The organism is Streptomyces sp. NPDC001922 (genome assembly GCF_042891165.1).
Lineage (GTDB): Bacteria > Actinomycetota > Actinomycetes > Streptomycetales > Streptomycetaceae > Streptomyces.
Map to the genome: position 1 here is coordinate 243090 of NZ_JBIASV010000006.1, position 15425 is coordinate 258514.

The window sequence follows — 15425 nt, forward strand, 5'->3', positions numbered from 1 at the left end:
CGACTGTTGTGGAATGGCCGCCCGACGGATCGGCAGGGGCGGTTCTGAGCTGGGTCGTTGCGGTCGGTGCCGGTGGGCTCAACGGGAGCCCTTCGGGTCCAGCGCGTCCCGCACGCCGTCGCCGAAGAGGTTGAACGCCAGCACCGTGACGAAGATCGCCAGACCGGGGATCACCATGAACGTGGGGTCCGACTCATAGGTGTCCACCGCCTTGTCGAGCATCTGCCCCCACGAGGAGGTGGGCGGCTTGACGCCCGCACCGAGGAAGCTGAGCGCGGCCTCGGTGAGCACGTTGGTGGGGATCATCAGCGTCGTGTAGACGGTGATCGGGGCCACCAGGTTGGGGAGCAGCTCCCGGAAGAGGATGTAGATCTGCCCGGCGCCCAGGCTCCGGGCGGCCTCCACGTACTCCCGCTCGCGCAGCGAGAGGGTCTGGCCGCGGACGATGCGCCCGACGTACGGCCAGCCGAAGAAGCCGATCACCACGACCAGCGCGCCGATGCGCACTCCGCTGCCGGACACGCCGAGGATCTCGTTGGGCAGCACCGAGACCAGCGCGATGATGAAGAGGAGCTGCGGGAAGGCGAGCAGCACGTCCATGACCCGGCTGATCACCGCGTCGACCCAGCCACCGAAGTAGCCGGCGACCACGCCGAAGACGGTGCCGAGGGCGACCGCGACCATCGCGGCCAGGAAGGCGACGAGGAGCGAGATCCGCGCGCCGTAGACCACGCGGGAGAACACGTCCCGGCCGTTCACCGGCTCGACGCCGAAGAGGAAGTCGCCGCTGATGCCGCCCCAGGAGCCGTACGGGGTGCCGAACAGCGGGTCGATCTTCTCCTCGTGGAACTCGTCCGGCGGATGGCCCAGGAGACCGACGATGAGCGGCGCGAACACCGCGACCAGGATCAGGAGGAGCACGACGACGCCACCGGCGAGCGCCAGCTTGTCCCGTTTCAACCGGATCCAGGCGATGCGCCACGGGGAGCGTCCCTGGATCGCCGTGACCGGAACGTCGGCGGCGACGTCGACGGCCGCGGTCTCGACGGCACTCGTGTCGTGCGGTGGTGCGGTCATCGTCTGGGGAACCCCTCTCGGCCGCATGAAACGGCCCACGCCCGCCGCCGGAGCGGCTTGATCACATCAGTGGTGCGAGCTGAACGAGTGGTACGAAAACGTTCCGGAGCGGTCCCAGAGGGCCGACGCCGCGTCGTTGCCGGGAGTCTTCATCGCGGTCTGAGGCCCCGCCAGACTTCCCCGGCAATGGATGCGCAACTGTGATGTGACCAGGCATCCTCCGTTATCCGAACAACAGAACAGCACAAGCGGAACCCGAACCTGGCCATATCCCTTGATATGACGCGAAGTTGCTGCACGTCATGGCATCCCCGGGGGCAGTCGGCAGCCGTGCGGAACGATGCCGTCCGGGGCTTCCGGGGAGGTGCGGAGGGGCCGAAAAGCGTGCCGAGCCGCACAGAATGCGCCAGGTCCCGGAGTCCCGCCGCCGGTTCGGGGGGTTCGGGCTCGGCGCGGTCGGGCGCGGGGAGTTCGGGTTCGGCGCGGTCGGGTTCGGCGCGGTCGGGATCGGCGCGTTCGGGCTCGACGCGGTCGGGCTCGGGGAGCGACGGGGCAGCGGCGCGGACGGCACCTGCGGACGAGCGTCGGGCGGGCGGCGGTCAGTGCGGTCGGCGGTCGGTGCGGTCGGTGCCGACGGGCAGCGATCAGCCCGCCGGTACCGGCGGACGCGGGCCGGGCGGACGCAGGTCAGGCATACACAGCTCAGGCGGACGCCGGCCGGGCAACGGCAGGCCGGGCCAAGGCGGACCGGGCAGGCGCGGACCGGGCAGGCGCGGACCGGGCGGACGCGCCCGCGCCGGCACGGACCGGACGACACCCGGCCGGCCCGCCCGGTGCGGTCAGTACGCCCGGGGTGCCGGCCCCTGCCAGCCCGGCGCGTCCGGGGCACCGCCGGCGGGCGCGGGCGGGTAACCGTAGCCGGGGGCGGGCGCGGTGGGCGGGGGCGGCGCCGCCGCGCCGTAGGCATCCCGGTCGAAGAACGGCCGGGCGTGCGCCCGCAGCCACGTCGCCACCGGGTCGTACTCGTCGGACATCGCGACCGTCGACACCGGAAGCCCGTCCGGGACGGCCCCGATCGACTGCTGCATCATCACCCGCACGGAGTCCACCGCCTGCGGGCCCGTGTCGTACAGCTCCAGGCCGATCGCCAGGTACGGCGCGCCGAGGGCTGGCTGCACCCAGGCGCGGCGCAGCGCCCGGACGGCGGGGGTGCGGTGCGCGTTCTGCGTCAGCAGCGCGTAGAACTGCGGGATCTCGATGGTCGGTTCGGACAGCCGCAGCGGACCGGCGGGCAGCCGGTCCAGCCCGCCGGCGATCCGGCGGAGGTCCGCCCAGGGAATGCCGACGCCGCCGCCCGGGGCGTGCGGGTTGAGCCACAGACCCCAGCGCTCGGGATAGAGGGCCGCCGCGATCTCCCAGCCGGTGACGACCTCGTGGGCACGGTTCCAGCCGCTGGCCGCCAGCTCCTGGGCGGAGGTGACGCAGGGGGCGTAACCCAGCCCGCCGACCTCCATGTTCCCGTACTGGGCGTCCGGTGATCCGGGCCGTCCGTGCCAGAGCAGCATCCAGACCTGCTCCTCGGCAAGGGCGCGCAGCAGGGCCTCATAGGCGTCGTACCGCCCGGGCGTCACCTGCCGCAGCATCTGCTCGACGGCTCCGGCCGCCGCTGCGCTGGCTCCCGCGCTCACCAGACTCCGCCCCTTCTTCCGGCCTGTCGGCACTGTGCGGGGCAGTCCCGCTCCCGCCCGGTCATCCAACCAGCTTACGGGCCGACGGTGGCCCGTCCCGGTGCACCACCGGGGGTACACACGGGTCGCGTTCAGCGCTCCGCGGTGTGGAAGGGGCGCACGCGCTCCAGCATCCAGTGCCCCACGGGGTCGTTCGCGACGTCCAGGAGGACCAATTGCACCGGCCAGGGCACCGGAACCGCGCCCAGCGCACGCCCCAGGGCCTCCATCACCACGGTCCGGTCCTCCGGTTCGCAGCGGATGAGTTCGACGCCGACGAACAGCGCGGGCGCATCGCCCTCGACGCTGGCGAGAGCGCGGCGGGCGGTGCGGACCAGCCCGGTGACGGCGAACTCGCCCGCGGCGGCGGCGAGGAAGTCGACGGGTTCGTCCTGCCAGTCGGGCTCGAAGAGCCGCACCCGGCCGCCCGAGGCGGGCCCGTCGAGCTCGGTCCGGCCGGTCCGGCACAGCTCGGCGACGGCGGCGGGCGGCAGCGGAACCCCGACGGCCCCGCCCGGGTTGACGGCGATGCCGAGCTGCGGCGGGAGGCCGCGGGCGAACTCCCGGGCCGGCGCGACGGTGAACGAGACGTGCGAGCCGACGACCTGGAGGAACTGCTGCTCGGAGCTGAACACCGGGACGTACGCGGCGCCGTCGATCTCGACGGTGGGCAGGTCCAGGTCCCGGCTCTCCCGGCTGCCGCCGTTGGGCAGCGGCACCCAGACATGGCTGCGGCCGAGTACCTCGACCAGCCGGGGTCCGGCGCCGGCCACGCCCACGGAGGCGGCGAGCGCCTCTTCGAGCGCATTGCCGGGGAATCCGCTGCCCGGGGTCGCCCCGTCGGGAAGCGAGGTATAGCTGTGCTGCTCCGTCATGCTCATCGGGCCCCACCACGTCTCGTCCGAACTGCACAGGAACCCTAGCGGTTGCGGGCCCCGGGAGCTCCCCTGGGGGGACCCGGATTTCTGTCGGGAACCTCCAGGACGCGCCGGACCTTTCCGCCATTCCGCGCCGTCCCGTCCGCCGTGCGCGGCCGGATCCTCCGGACGGGGGCGCTCCGGAACCGTCCGGGGCCGCCGCGGACGGCCGGTGGCCGTCGGTGCCGGTCAGTCGAACCCGATGCCGGAGAGCGTGGTCGCGGCCCGGCGGTCCAGCAGGACGGCCGAGGCGCAGCCGTCCGGCAGCCGCCCGGCCTCCAGCTCCCGGACCAGCCGCCCCACGGCGCGCCGGTGCCGGGCGAAGGCGTACCCGGAGACCCCGCGCCCGCGCGAGGCCTGCCCCTCCAGGGCGACCCGCGGCTCCACGTCGAGCAGCGCGAGGTGCAGGGAGCGGCCGCGGCGCCGGGCGTCGCGGGCCAGCCAGCGGCGCACCCAGGCGAGGCTGCCGCAGTCGTGCACCACGACGCTCTCGCCGGAGCGCAGCGCGCGGCGCAGCCCGGCGTAGTGCGCCAGGCGGACGAGGGGGCGGTAGACGGCGTACGGGAGCAGCGCGGGCATCCGGCGCTCCCAGCGGTCCCGGGTGTCCTGCGAGTCCACCCGGTGGACCGGGGCCCCGCCCTGCTCCGGGGCGCCGGCCGCCCGCCGGATCAGGGTGCTCTTGCCGCTGCCGGGCAGTCCGGAGACGACCAGGACGTCCCCGGCGGGGTAGCGCAGCGCGGCGGCCGGGCGCCCGCGCAGCTCCGTGGTACCGGCCAGGCGGCCGGGGCGGACGACGCCCGGGGCGGCCGGGGCGCCCGGGCCCGTCTGGTGGGGCACCGCGCCGAGCCCGGCCCCCGAGGCTGTCGCAAACGTTCCGTGGCTCTGCACCGTGATCGTCCTCCCAGGTCCGGTCACTGCGGCTGCCGCAGAGTTTCAAGAAAAGGTAATGCCATACAACCGCCTTATCCCCCGCCCGCAGGGTCCGAAAGTGTCACAGGCGTGCAATGATGTGCGCGCAAACTCCATACCGGCCGCTTGTAACCCGCGCGGGAGAGTTTCCGGACCGGCAGTGCGCCGGGCGCCGGAGCGCCGAAGGAGCAAGTCCTCCCTTGAATCTCTCAGGCCCCGTACCGCGCAGGCGAGGCACATCTGAAAAGCGGGCCGCCGTGGAGCGGTCCCACCCAAGGTGCAAGCCGTGACCCGCCTGCCGGGTCGTGGCGAACCTCTCAGGTTCCGATGACAGATGGGGAGGCTGTGTTGTTGTCGACAGAGCCTCGCCACCCTTGCTTGGGAGCCTGAACATGACCGATGCACCACGCCGTACCGCCCTCGATGCGCTGCACCGCGGGCTCGGCGCCACCATGACCGACTTCGCCGGCTGGGACATGCCGCTGCGCTACGGCAGCGAGCGCGACGAGCACCTGGCGGTGCGGACCCGCGCCGGACTCTTCGACCTCTCCCACATGGGTGAGATCACCCTGACCGGCCCGGAGGCCGGGGCGCTGCTGGACTACTCCCTGGTCGGCAATCTCTCCGCGCTCGCCCCCGGCCGCGCCCGCTACACCATGATCTGTGACGACCGGGGCGGCATCCTCGACGACCTGATCGTCTACCGGCTGGCCGACGAGGAGTTCATGGTCGTCGCCAACGCCTCGAACGCGCAGGTCGTGCTGGACGCGCTGACCGAGCGCGCGGCCGGCTTCGAGGGCGCCGCCGTGCGGGACGACCGGGAGGCGTACGCCCTGCTGGCCGTCCAGGGCCCGGAGTCCCCCGGCATCCTGAAGTCGCTGACCGACGCCGACCTGGACGGGCTGAAGTACTACGCCGGGCTGCCCGGCACCGTGGCCGGCGTGTCCGCGCTGATCGCCCGGACCGGCTACACCGGCGAGGACGGTTTCGAGCTGTTCGTGGCGCCCGGTGACGCCGAGGCGCTGTGGCAGGCGCTGACGGAGGCGGGCAAGGACGCCGGTCTGGTGCCGTGCGGCCTGTCCTGCCGGGACACCCTGCGCCTGGAGGCGGGCATGCCGCTGTACGGGCACGAGCTGACCACGGACACCACCCCGTTCGACGCGGGGCTGGGCCGGGTCGTGAAGTTCGAGAAGACCACCAACGACGGCCGCTTCGTCGGCCGTGAGGCGCTTGAGGCCGCGGCGAAGCGGGCCGAGGAGGCCCCGCCGCGCAAGCTGGTCGGCCTGATCGCCGAGGGCCGCCGGGTGCCGCGCGCCGGGTACCCGGTGGTGGCCGCCGGCTCCGGCACCGTGATCGGCGAGGTCACCTCGGGTGCCCCCTCGCCCACCCTGGGCAAGCCCGTCGCCATCGCCTATGTGGACGCCGAGTACGCCGCGCCCGGCACCGAGGGGGTCGCGGTGGACATCCGCGGCAGCCACGAGCCGTACGAGGTCGTCGCCCTGCCGTTCTACAAGCGGCAGCGCTGACGTCCCGGCCGGCGGCGCGCCGGTGTCGCGGCCCGTCCGCGCGACCCCGACGTCGCCTGTCACCGGCCGGTCACCCACTGCCGACCGGTTGTCGGGTATCTCTCGTCACCGCCGTCCCATCTGTCAAGACCGGCACCACAGCACGCCCCCTCATCCAGGAGAATCAGGTCATGAGCAACCCCCAGCAGCTGCGCTACAGCAAGGAGCACGAGTGGCTCACCGTCGCCGAGGACGGTGTGTCGACCGTTGGCATCACCTCGCACGCCGCCGACGCGCTCGGTGACGTCGTCTACGTCCAGCTCCCGGAGGCCGGCGACACCGTCACCGCGGGCGAGTCCTGCGGTGAGCTGGAGTCGACCAAGTCGGTCAGCGATCTGTACTCCCCGGTCACCGGCGAGGTCACCGAGATCAACCAGGACGTCGTGGACGACCCCGCGCTGGTGAACTCCGCCCCCTTCGAGGGCGGCTGGCTGTTCAAGGTGAAGGTCAGTGACGAGCCGGCGGATCTGCTCTCCGCCGACGAGTACACCGCCTTCACCGGCAACTGATCCGCCCACCCGTCGCCCGATTGGGATCCTGATGTCGCTTCTCAACCAGTCCCTGCACGAGCTCGACCCGGACGTCGCCGCCGCCGTCGACGCCGAACTCGACCGCCAGCAGTCCACGCTCGAGATGATCGCCTCGGAGAACTTCGCTCCGGTCGCGGTCCTCGAGGCGCAGGGCTCGGTGCTGACCAACAAGTACGCCGAGGGCTACCCGGGCCGCCGCTACTACGGCGGCTGCGAGCACGTCGATGTGATCGAGCAGCTCGCGATCGACCGGATCAAGGAGCTGTTCGGGGCCGAGCACGCCAACGTCCAGCCGCACTCCGGCGCCCAGGCGAACGCCGCGGCGATGTTCGCCCTGCTCTCCCCCGGTGACACCATCCTGGGTCTGAACCTCGCCCACGGCGGGCACCTGACCCACGGCATGAAGATCAACTTCTCCGGCAAGCTCTACAACGTGGCCGCCTACCACGTCGACGAGAAGACCAACCTGGTCGACATGGACGAGGTCGAGCGCCTCGCCAAGGAGCACCGGCCGAAGCTGATCGTCGCGGGCTGGTCCGCCTACCCGCGACAGCTGGACTTCGCGGCGTTCCGGCGGATCGCCGACGAGGTCGGCGCGTACCTCATGGTCGACATGGCGCACTTCGCGGGCCTGGTGGCCGCGGGGCTGCACCCGAGCCCGGTGCCGCACGCCCACGTCGTGACCACGACCACCCACAAGACGCTGGGCGGCCCCCGCGGCGGCGTGATCCTGTGCACCGCCGACCTCGCCAAGAAGATCAACTCCGCGGTCTTCCCCGGTCAGCAGGGCGGCCCGCTGGAGCACGTCATCGCGGCGAAGGCGGTGTCGTTCAAGGTCGCGGCCTCCGAGGACTTCAAGGAGCGCCAGCAGCGCACGCTGGACGGCTCCCGGATCCTCGCCGAGCGCCTGACCAAGGACGACGTCACCGAGGCCGGTGTCTCGGTGCTGTCCGGCGGCACGGACGTCCACCTGGTCCTGGTGGATCTGCGTAACTCCGAGCTGGACGGGCAGCAGGCGGAGGACCGCCTCCACGAGGTGGGCATCACCGTCAACCGCAACGCCATCCCGAACGACCCGCGGCCCCCGATGGTCACCTCGGGCCTGCGGATCGGCACCCCCGCGCTGGCCACCCGCGGCTTCCAGGCGGAGGACTTCGCCGAGGTCGCGGACGTCATCGCCGAGGCGCTGAAGCCGTCCTACGACGCGGACGCCCTGAAGGCCCGGGTCACGGCCCTGGCCGAGAAGCACCCGCTCTACCCCGGCCTGAAGAAGTAACCGGCCGGAGGCGGGGCACCCGCATCCTGCACGCGGGTGCCCCGCCCCGCACCGCCAGTACCACGAGCACAGACAAGGGAGTCCGCCACCGTGGCCATCTCCGTCTTCGACCTTTTCTCCATCGGCATCGGCCCGTCCAGTTCCCACACGGTCGGCCCCATGCGCGCGGCCCGCATCTTCGTCGGGCGCCTGAAGAGGGACGGTCTCCTGGCGCAGACCGCCTCCGTCCGGGCCGAGCTGTTCGGCTCGCTCGGCGCCACCGGCCACGGCCACGGCACCCCCAAGGCCGTCCTGCTGGGCCTGGAGGGCCACTCCCCCCGCACCGTCGACGTCGAGACCGCCGACGACGAGGTCGAACGCATACGCGGCACCAAGCGCCTGCGCCTGCTCGGCGCGGAGATCGGCGAGGCGCACGAGATCGACTTCGACGAGTCCTCGCAGCTCGTCCTGCACCGCCGCCGCTCCCTGCCGTACCACGCCAACGGCATGACCCTCTACGCCTACGACGAGACCGGCGCACCGCTGCTGGAGAAGACGTACTACTCGGTGGGCGGCGGCTTCGTCGTCGACGAGGACGCCGTCGGCGAGGACCGGATCAAGCTCGACGACACGGTGCTGAAGTACCCGTTCCGCACCGGTGACGAGCTGCTGCGGATCTCCCAGGAGACCGGCCTGTCGATCTCGGCGCTGATGCTGGAGAACGAGAAGGCCTGGCGCACCGAGGAGGAGATCCGCGCGGGCCTGCTGGAGATCTGGCAGGTCATGCAGGCGTGCGTCACCCGCGGCATGACGCGGGAGGGCATCCTGCCGGGCGGTCTGAAGGTCCGCCGCCGGGCGGCGAACTCCGCCCGCCAGCTGCGCGCCGAGGGCGACGCCACGGCCCGCGCCATGGAGTGGATCACCCTCTACGCGATGGCCGTGAACGAGGAGAACGCGGCCGGCGGCCGGGTCGTCACCGCCCCCACCAACGGCGCGGCCGGGATCATCCCCGCGGTGCTGCACTACTACGCGAACTTCGTGCCGGGCGCCGACGAGGAAGGCATCATCCGCTTCCTCCTCGCCGCGGGCGCCATCGGCATGCTCTTCAAGGAGAACGCCTCCATCTCCGGCGCCGAGGTCGGCTGCCAGGGCGAGGTCGGCTCGGCCTGCTCGATGGCGGCCGGCGGCCTGGCGGAGGTCATGGGCGGCAGCACCGAGCAGGTGGAGAACGCCGCCGAGATCGGCATGGAGCACAACCTCGGCCTGACCTGCGACCCGGTGGGCGGCCTGGTGCAGATCCCGTGCATCGAGCGGAACGGCATGGCGGCGGTCAAGGCCGTCACGGCGGCCCGGATGGCGCTGCGCGGCGACGGCCGGCACCACGTCTCCCTCGACAAGGTCATCAAGACCATGAAGGACACGGGCGCGGACATGAAGGTCAAGTACAAGGAGACGGCGCGGGGCGGACTCGCGGTGAACGTCATCGAGTGCTGAGGGAAGAGGCCCTGACAGCGCGTTGGCGGATTTCAGCGCTGTCGGGGCCTGCCCTGCATACGTGGCAGGAGGTCCCCGGAATGTCCCTGGGACAGGCTTGAAGTTCCCGAAAAGTCCCCGGGGAAATCCCCTCGAGACGAGCGTCTGACCTGGAGGTTCGCGGCAGTCACCGCACGCCGGACCACCGCCGTCCGAGCGGCGTCAAAGGGCAGATTCATCCCAGCGAAATAACAAGAGTCTTGCTAAACTGGTCGCATGACTACCTCCCCGGCTCCCGGTGAAGGTCCGATCCGCCCGGTCTCCGTTTCCCTGCATGAGGGCACCATCGCAGCGCTCAAGGCACGTACCGGCAAACGCGGCATGTCCGCCTACGTCGAGGCCCTCATCCAGCGGCAGCTGGAGCGCGACCGGCTACGCGAACTCATCGAAGACGCCGAAGCCGAGCACGGACCCGTGGACCAGGCCGCAGTCGAAGCCAAACGAGCCCTCCTGCGCGGCGACACGGTCGGCTCGGCGGACGCGGCGTGAGCGGCACCCTCGTCCTGGACTGCGAGGGCCTGTCCAAACTCGTAAGACGCACACCCGAGCTCACCGAGTGGCTTTCCGCCGCAGAGGCCGAGGACATCCGAGTCGTCACCAGCTCCGTCACCCTTGTCGAAGCACGCGACCCGAAGATCAATCAGGCCCGATTCGACTACGCCGTCTCCCGCGTCAACGTCATCCCGGCCGACGAAACCATCGCCCGCCACGCAAGCAAGCTCCTCGCCGCAGTCGGCTTCCATGGCCACAAGTACGCCCTCGACGCGATCGTGACCGCCACCGCGCTGACCTCACCTGCCCCGGTCACCATTCTGACCTCAGATCCGGAGGACCTCCAGGTCCTGTGCGGCTCCGGCGTCTGCGTCGTCAAGATCTGACGCAACACGAGGTGGCAGGTCGGCCGCGACCATACCGACTCTCTGGCCGGCGCCCACACTCTCGGGCTCGCACCCAGATCGGTGTCGGGAGTGAGATCGCCCGGAGGAGAGGTCGCAATCACGAGAACGGCTCCTGGAGGAGCCCGCGCGCGGTGGTGACGCGGATCTGGCGCTGGCTGCCATGCGGATCACCGGCCCCGAGAGGGGCGGACCGGGCAAGGGCTGGTGGAGCGGGTGAGGGCAGCGCGGGAGCAGCTGGGTGACCCGCCATCCGTCCCGGCCGGCGAGCGCCTTCCCGAGCCCGTCCCAGTCCTGGTGGAGGTAGGGCCCGGTCGACTGCGCGAGGTCGCCGAGCACCGTCATCGAACCGCTGGGGCAGCGACGTGCCAGGGCCCTGGCCTCCATCGGCGTGACATCCTGTGCTTCGTCGATGACCAGGTGCCCGTACACCTTCTGGGGGCGTCCGCCCAGTACGTACTCCAACTCATCGAGAAGGACGAGGTCTTCGCGGCTCGGCTCTGCCCGCGAGCGCGCCGTACGGCTACCTGGACCGGCTCCCGGGCGGGGTACGGCGAGCAGGTCCTGTTCGGCGGCCGACAGAATGCCCTCGGCGGCACGACCGAGGGCGGCCCCGCGGGAGAACAGGCCCCGCAGCACATCCTGGGCTGCAAGGCTGGGGCAGATCCGCTTGAGGAGGCGTACGACGGGGCGGGCCCTGGCCGTCTCGGCCAGGTAGTCGATGTCGGCGGGGCCGGGCAGCAGCCTGACGTAGGCATCGGTCAGATGCTGCGTGATCCTCACCGCGGCCTGCGAACTCCAGGAGACCACAACGGGTTGCAGCTACTCGTCACGCACCACGCGGCGACCCACGTAGAACGTCTCGCGGCCCTCACCCTCGTCGACATCGGCCCTCATGAAGACGAGGGACTTGCCTCCGATGTCGAGGGACGCCGGCTCCCGCTCCCAGGTCCGCCGGGCGTCGATGGAGTCCTTGCCGCTGGCTGCGACGTCCAGGCCGCTCAGCTCCGACGCCGGGCTTCACAGCACTGTCGTGGTCGGGCTTGAAGCACAAGGAACCTGCCGACCTCCTGTGCGGGCGGGGCCTTGGGGAGGCAGGAAGATCCCGCCCATGCCTCTTGAGAAGCTGAACGCTCTCCTCCTGGACGTCAAGGGTGAAGTCCCCGACGCCGGCACCGAAGCGCAAGTTCACGACCGGTTCCTCCGCGGTAATGCGGCTCTTCGCAGTTGAGGGTGTAGTCGGGCTGTGCAGGTGGCTGATGGTCGGCGCTCACTCAGCCTTCCTCGTCACGTTCCCCCCTCGTCCCCACGCCGACGACGCGCTCGCTCGGCGATCCCGCTGGAGAGCTTGCCCTTGACCGAGCTGGCCCGGTCGAGGGTCTCGTTGCCGAGGTTTCTGGCGGCACCGACGCCCTTCGCTCCTGTCTCAAGCGCCTTGTCCCTCACCTCCGCCGCCGCGGCTGCCCATCGTCTCGTCTCCGACGGCCGGCGACCGGACTCGATCCCGAGCCGCCCGTGAAAGTCGTGGACGCCGGTCACGACATGGTTGCTCGACTGGACCACAGCCGGGGACTTGGTCGGGTGCAGCAGCACCTTCGCGTTGGCCGCTCCGGCGGCCGCGTTCATCCGGGCCACCAGACGCTCGGTGCTCCGCGAGATGAGATCCAGCCGATTCTGCCGGGCAATCCGAATCCCGAGGCGGTGCCGGTCCAGCTCCTCCGGAGCCGCGTCCAGCACCCGGTCGAGTTCGAGCACGGCGATCGCGTCCTGCAGCTGGAAACAACGAGCGAGAACAGCGAGCCACTCCTGAGCCTTGGACTCGGCTGCCTTGGCCGCCTCGGCGAGATCACCGATCTTGGCCTTGCGCTCCATCTTCTCCGCGAGCGCGTCGAGTCGACGCAGCGCGTACACCTGGGTCGTGGCAATCGTCCCCGGCGTGGCCTGCACCTTCGACCACGTGATCTCGGAAACCCGGCCCACCTGCTCCCGGATGGCCATGGCCTCCTCGATCACGAGCTCCGCTCCGATCATCTCCGACAACGCGGCGTCCTCCTGAGCGCGGAGCACGTCGTCGACCTTCTCGTCGATCATGGCGAGGTAGTCGGTGATCTCGTCCATGGTCTGCTGCATCGCGAGCTGTGCCATGACCCCGGCAGCACGAGCGAGAACCGCCGGGTTACCCAGAAGCGATCGGTGCCCGCTCGCGAATTCGACGAAGCCTCTGGTCTGGCCCTTGGGCCCCTTCACCACACCGGTGCTGAGACCCGTCTTCGAGCTTTCCCTCAGCCCGTACTTCTTGACGACCTGTGCCGACTCCCGGGTCAGCTTCACCCAGCAAGCGGATTCGGCGGCTATGTCCGAACCTGCCTGCGCGACCACAGCCCCAGTACCGGCTACGGACTTGAGCCGTCGCAATCCGATGTCCTTCGACGACAGCCCCTCCGAGACGAGGAAATGTTCGACATCCGTCTCACTCCCGATGACCGTCAGTCCGTCGCCGTCGCTGATCAGCTGGATCTCGTTGTCCACCCGGCTGATTCTTCACCAGCCGCCAGCTCGGCCCGCCCGTTTTATGCAAACCCCCAACAGCGTCGCTGTCGACAGCCCGAGAGACACAGACCCGCAGCCCCTTCGCCTCCGGCGCGACGGGCCAGTTCTCGACAGCGCACTCGTCCACCGCTCTGCACACCCGCCGCACGCTTGTCCATCGTTTATCCGCCAACTCCCCCCGAGCGGCGACTCTTGGTCCGGTCAGACGCAGCGAGACCCCTTCACGGAAAGTAATAGCCCCAGGTCAACGGGCATCTGGCCTGGGCCCAGGAAGAGCCGCCTTCGGGATTCGAACCCTTGGCCTACGCATTACGAGGGCCTGCAAGATCACCCCAAGCGATAGTGGGCGGTGCCGCCGAATCCCATTTTCGCTGATCAGAGACTTGCGACCACGCCAGGCATGACGCCTGATCCCTCCTGGTGCTACCCCAGTCCGCTCACGCAGCGCTCACGCAATCAGGGGGTCCGGCCAGCGCGAACTCGCAGGCTTTCGGTGCTGCCAGAAGCGACCACTCGTACGAGTCATTGCCCCTGGCTCGACTCCGAAGTGAGCTGTTCCCATGCATCGTTGGTCTCCCCTGAACGAACGACAGCTCGCCCTACTCAGCCGGCTCGCGAACGGCAGGAAGTCCGAGGGGCCCTGGGACCCCGGCAAGTTCCGGACCGCGTATGCGTTGCGCGACCGAGGGCTGGTGACGATCAAGCGCAGCGAGGGCGAGGTGGATGCTCGGGTCACCGAGGCAGGCACTTTCTACATCCAGCACGGCCACCACCCGGACGATCCCGCACACTCCGCGGACAAGAAGACCGGGGACGTAAAGCCGACAGGCCGAACCCGCTCGGCGTCCTACGCCGACAGGCCGGTCGCACTCGCCCGTCGGTCCAAGGCAAAGGAACTCATCGAGCTCCTCACCAAGGACAGGCGAGTCACCATCAGCGAGCCCGACGACGCGACGGTGACGGAATGGCGCCGGGTGATCGACTACGCGAAGCGCCACATCCTCCTCCCTGAGGGCAAGCGCATTGAGAGTCTCCGCATGTGGAACCGCGACCTGCAGATCTCTCTGATTGAGGGCCCTCACCCCAACTCACTGAGGCAGAGGCCAGATGAAGCGCCTCCCGTTCGCGTACCCACTCAGTTGCGATCCCCGCATCCGGTCGTTGCCGCGCTGAAAGACGACGAGGCCCGACTCGTCATGCCCGCCCCCCTGCGTCGTCGATCGTTGCTGCTTCTCCAGGGCCTCGCCGCCGAGGCAGTACGCCGCGGGCACAAGGTGAAAGGGCACGAAGTGCCTTCCCGGCACCGCAGCCGTGCCTACACGTACAACGGGCGGCACTACCCCTCCAGCTACTCACGTCGCGAGGGCGAACTGGACCTGGCCGTGGACGGCTATACCTACACCGTCACGATCCAGCAGGAGTTTCCCCAGTCCACCGACCCAGAGCGCGCCAAGAGCCTCGTGATCGAAATCGGCTACAGCCAAGCCAGCCGGCAGTCCCGTTGGGCTGATCGCAAGCGCTGGGTGCTGGAGGACATCCTGGGAGCCGTGCTCCGGGAGGTCGAGACCCGTGCTGTAGAGGACGCCCAACGGAAGGTGGACGAAGAGCGGGCGAAGGCGGACCGCGAGATTCGCTGGCGGGCAGCCATGGAGAAGGCGAAGGCTCTGGCCGCGCAGGAACAGTACGCCGAGGTACTCCGTGCGCAGGCCGGCCAGTGGCAGGAAGCGGCGAGCCTGAGCGCGTACTGCAACGCCCTGGAGCGTCGGCTGGAAGAGGCAGCAGTTGGGGAAGACAAAGCGGCGGTGGCATCGGCACGAGGGTGGCTGGCCTGGGCACGCCGCTACGTTCAGAGCCTCGACCCACTGACCCATCTACCGGCCATGCCCATCGCTCGCGAACCGAGGCCCGAGGAGCTGGCCCCGTACCTAAACGGCTGGAGCCCACACGGCCCCGAAGCGCACCGCGGTTGGGGGTCTCGCTGAGGAGACGGGATTGCCCTTCATGCTCCGGGCCCAGCTCGGGCGCGGCCCACGCCCGCGCCCCTCCTGCACTGATCCACGGGGCCAGCCAGCCCCCGCAATCACAGCTCAGCACCCATTCGATCGAACGTGTCTTCTGGTTCGACGGTTCGTTAGTACATGTCACTCCGGTGGGTTCGGTGCCAACCGGAACAGGTGGGAGCGGTACGGAAAGTCCCGTCCGGAACGGGCATCGATGTAGTCGTCGGCGTCGAACGCGTGGCCCGCGAGGCGCAGGCCGCGTGCCAACGGTCGAAGCGGGGATTGAGCTGCTGACTGAGCGTGGCGCGGGCGAATGCCAGATACCGTTCGCCGAGGGTGTTCACGAGACACGAGACGCAGGGGGACCGTGGCCGGCGAGCTGCCGGGGTCGGCGACGGAGGCCTTGGTGATCGCGAAGAGTTTCGCGAACGGTGACCTGTGGAAACGCGATCGCTCCGCAGTCTCT

General features: G+C 70.3%; 12 protein-coding genes and 1 riboswitch. Of the genes, 7 read left to right on the plus strand and 5 right to left on the minus strand.

Going from position 1 to position 15425, the window contains the following annotated elements:
* Nucleotides 1-78: 78 nt before the first annotated feature.
* From ACFYYR_RS12960 to ACFYYR_RS12975, 4 genes are all read right to left on the minus strand, one after another.
* The gene (locus tag ACFYYR_RS12960) at nt 79-1077 is read right to left on the minus strand and encodes an ABC transporter permease (protein ID WP_388850885.1); all 999 of its coding nucleotides are present in this window, start codon (nt 1075-1077) and stop codon (nt 79-81) included.
* Between the two features lie 839 nt (nt 1078-1916).
* Entirely contained in the window at nt 1917-2720 is an 804-nt protein-coding gene (locus ACFYYR_RS12965) for an enhanced serine sensitivity protein SseB C-terminal domain-containing protein (RefSeq protein WP_388851378.1), read from the minus strand.
* Nucleotides 2721-2896: 176 nt separating this feature from the next.
* Nucleotides 2897-3679 (minus strand): enhanced serine sensitivity protein SseB, encoded by a 783-nt coding sequence (locus tag ACFYYR_RS12970; RefSeq protein WP_388851381.1) that lies wholly within the window; start codon nt 3677-3679, stop codon nt 2897-2899.
* 231 nt (nt 3680-3910) lie between these two features.
* Complete coding sequence (locus ACFYYR_RS12975) at nt 3911-4615, minus strand: AAA family ATPase (protein WP_388851384.1); 705 nt, start codon at nt 4613-4615, stop codon at nt 3911-3913.
* Between the two features lie 143 nt (nt 4616-4758).
* Nucleotides 4759-4864: riboswitch (glycine riboswitch) on the plus strand.
* Between the two features lie 158 nt (nt 4865-5022).
* On the opposite strand from ACFYYR_RS12975, the gene gcvT reads away from it, so the two are divergent.
* The 6 genes from gcvT to ACFYYR_RS13005 all read left to right on the plus strand — a co-directional run bounded on the left by gcvT (nt 5023) and on the right by ACFYYR_RS13005 (nt 10391).
* Entirely contained in the window at nt 5023-6156 is a 1134-nt protein-coding gene (gene gcvT, locus ACFYYR_RS12980) for a glycine cleavage system aminomethyltransferase GcvT (protein ID WP_388850888.1), read from the plus strand.
* Between the two features lie 170 nt (nt 6157-6326).
* The gene (gene gcvH / locus ACFYYR_RS12985) at nt 6327-6704 is read left to right on the plus strand and encodes a glycine cleavage system protein GcvH (protein WP_388850891.1); all 378 of its coding nucleotides are present in this window, start codon (nt 6327-6329) and stop codon (nt 6702-6704) included.
* Between the two features lie 31 nt (nt 6705-6735).
* Nucleotides 6736-8001 carry a serine hydroxymethyltransferase gene (gene glyA, locus ACFYYR_RS12990; protein ID WP_388850894.1) on the plus strand — a complete coding sequence of 422 codons (1266 nt, stop codon included), beginning with the start codon at nt 6736-6738 and terminating at the stop codon, nt 7999-8001.
* A gap of 90 nt (nt 8002-8091) precedes the next feature.
* Nucleotides 8092-9474, plus strand: a complete 1383-nt coding sequence (locus ACFYYR_RS12995; protein WP_388850897.1) for an L-serine ammonia-lyase — start codon at nt 8092-8094, stop codon at nt 9472-9474.
* A gap of 255 nt (nt 9475-9729) precedes the next feature.
* Nucleotides 9730-10002: a hypothetical protein gene (locus tag ACFYYR_RS13000; RefSeq protein WP_388850900.1), complete on the plus strand. Its 273-nt coding sequence runs from the start codon at nt 9730-9732 to the stop codon at nt 10000-10002.
* Nucleotides 9999-10391: a type II toxin-antitoxin system VapC family toxin gene (locus tag ACFYYR_RS13005; protein WP_388850903.1), complete on the plus strand. Its 393-nt coding sequence runs from the start codon at nt 9999-10001 to the stop codon at nt 10389-10391. Before ACFYYR_RS13000 ends, ACFYYR_RS13005 begins: the two co-directional genes overlap by 4 nt.
* Nucleotides 10392-11696: 1305 nt before the next feature.
* Here the strand turns inward: ACFYYR_RS13005 and ACFYYR_RS13010 are convergent.
* Entirely contained in the window at nt 11697-12938 is a 1242-nt protein-coding gene (locus ACFYYR_RS13010) for a hypothetical protein (protein WP_388850906.1), read from the minus strand.
* A gap of 581 nt (nt 12939-13519) precedes the next feature.
* On the opposite strand from ACFYYR_RS13010, the gene ACFYYR_RS13015 reads away from it, so the two are divergent.
* Nucleotides 13520-14941, plus strand: a complete 1422-nt coding sequence (locus ACFYYR_RS13015; protein WP_388850909.1) for a hypothetical protein — start codon at nt 13520-13522, stop codon at nt 14939-14941.
* Nucleotides 14942-15425 lie beyond the last annotated feature (484 nt).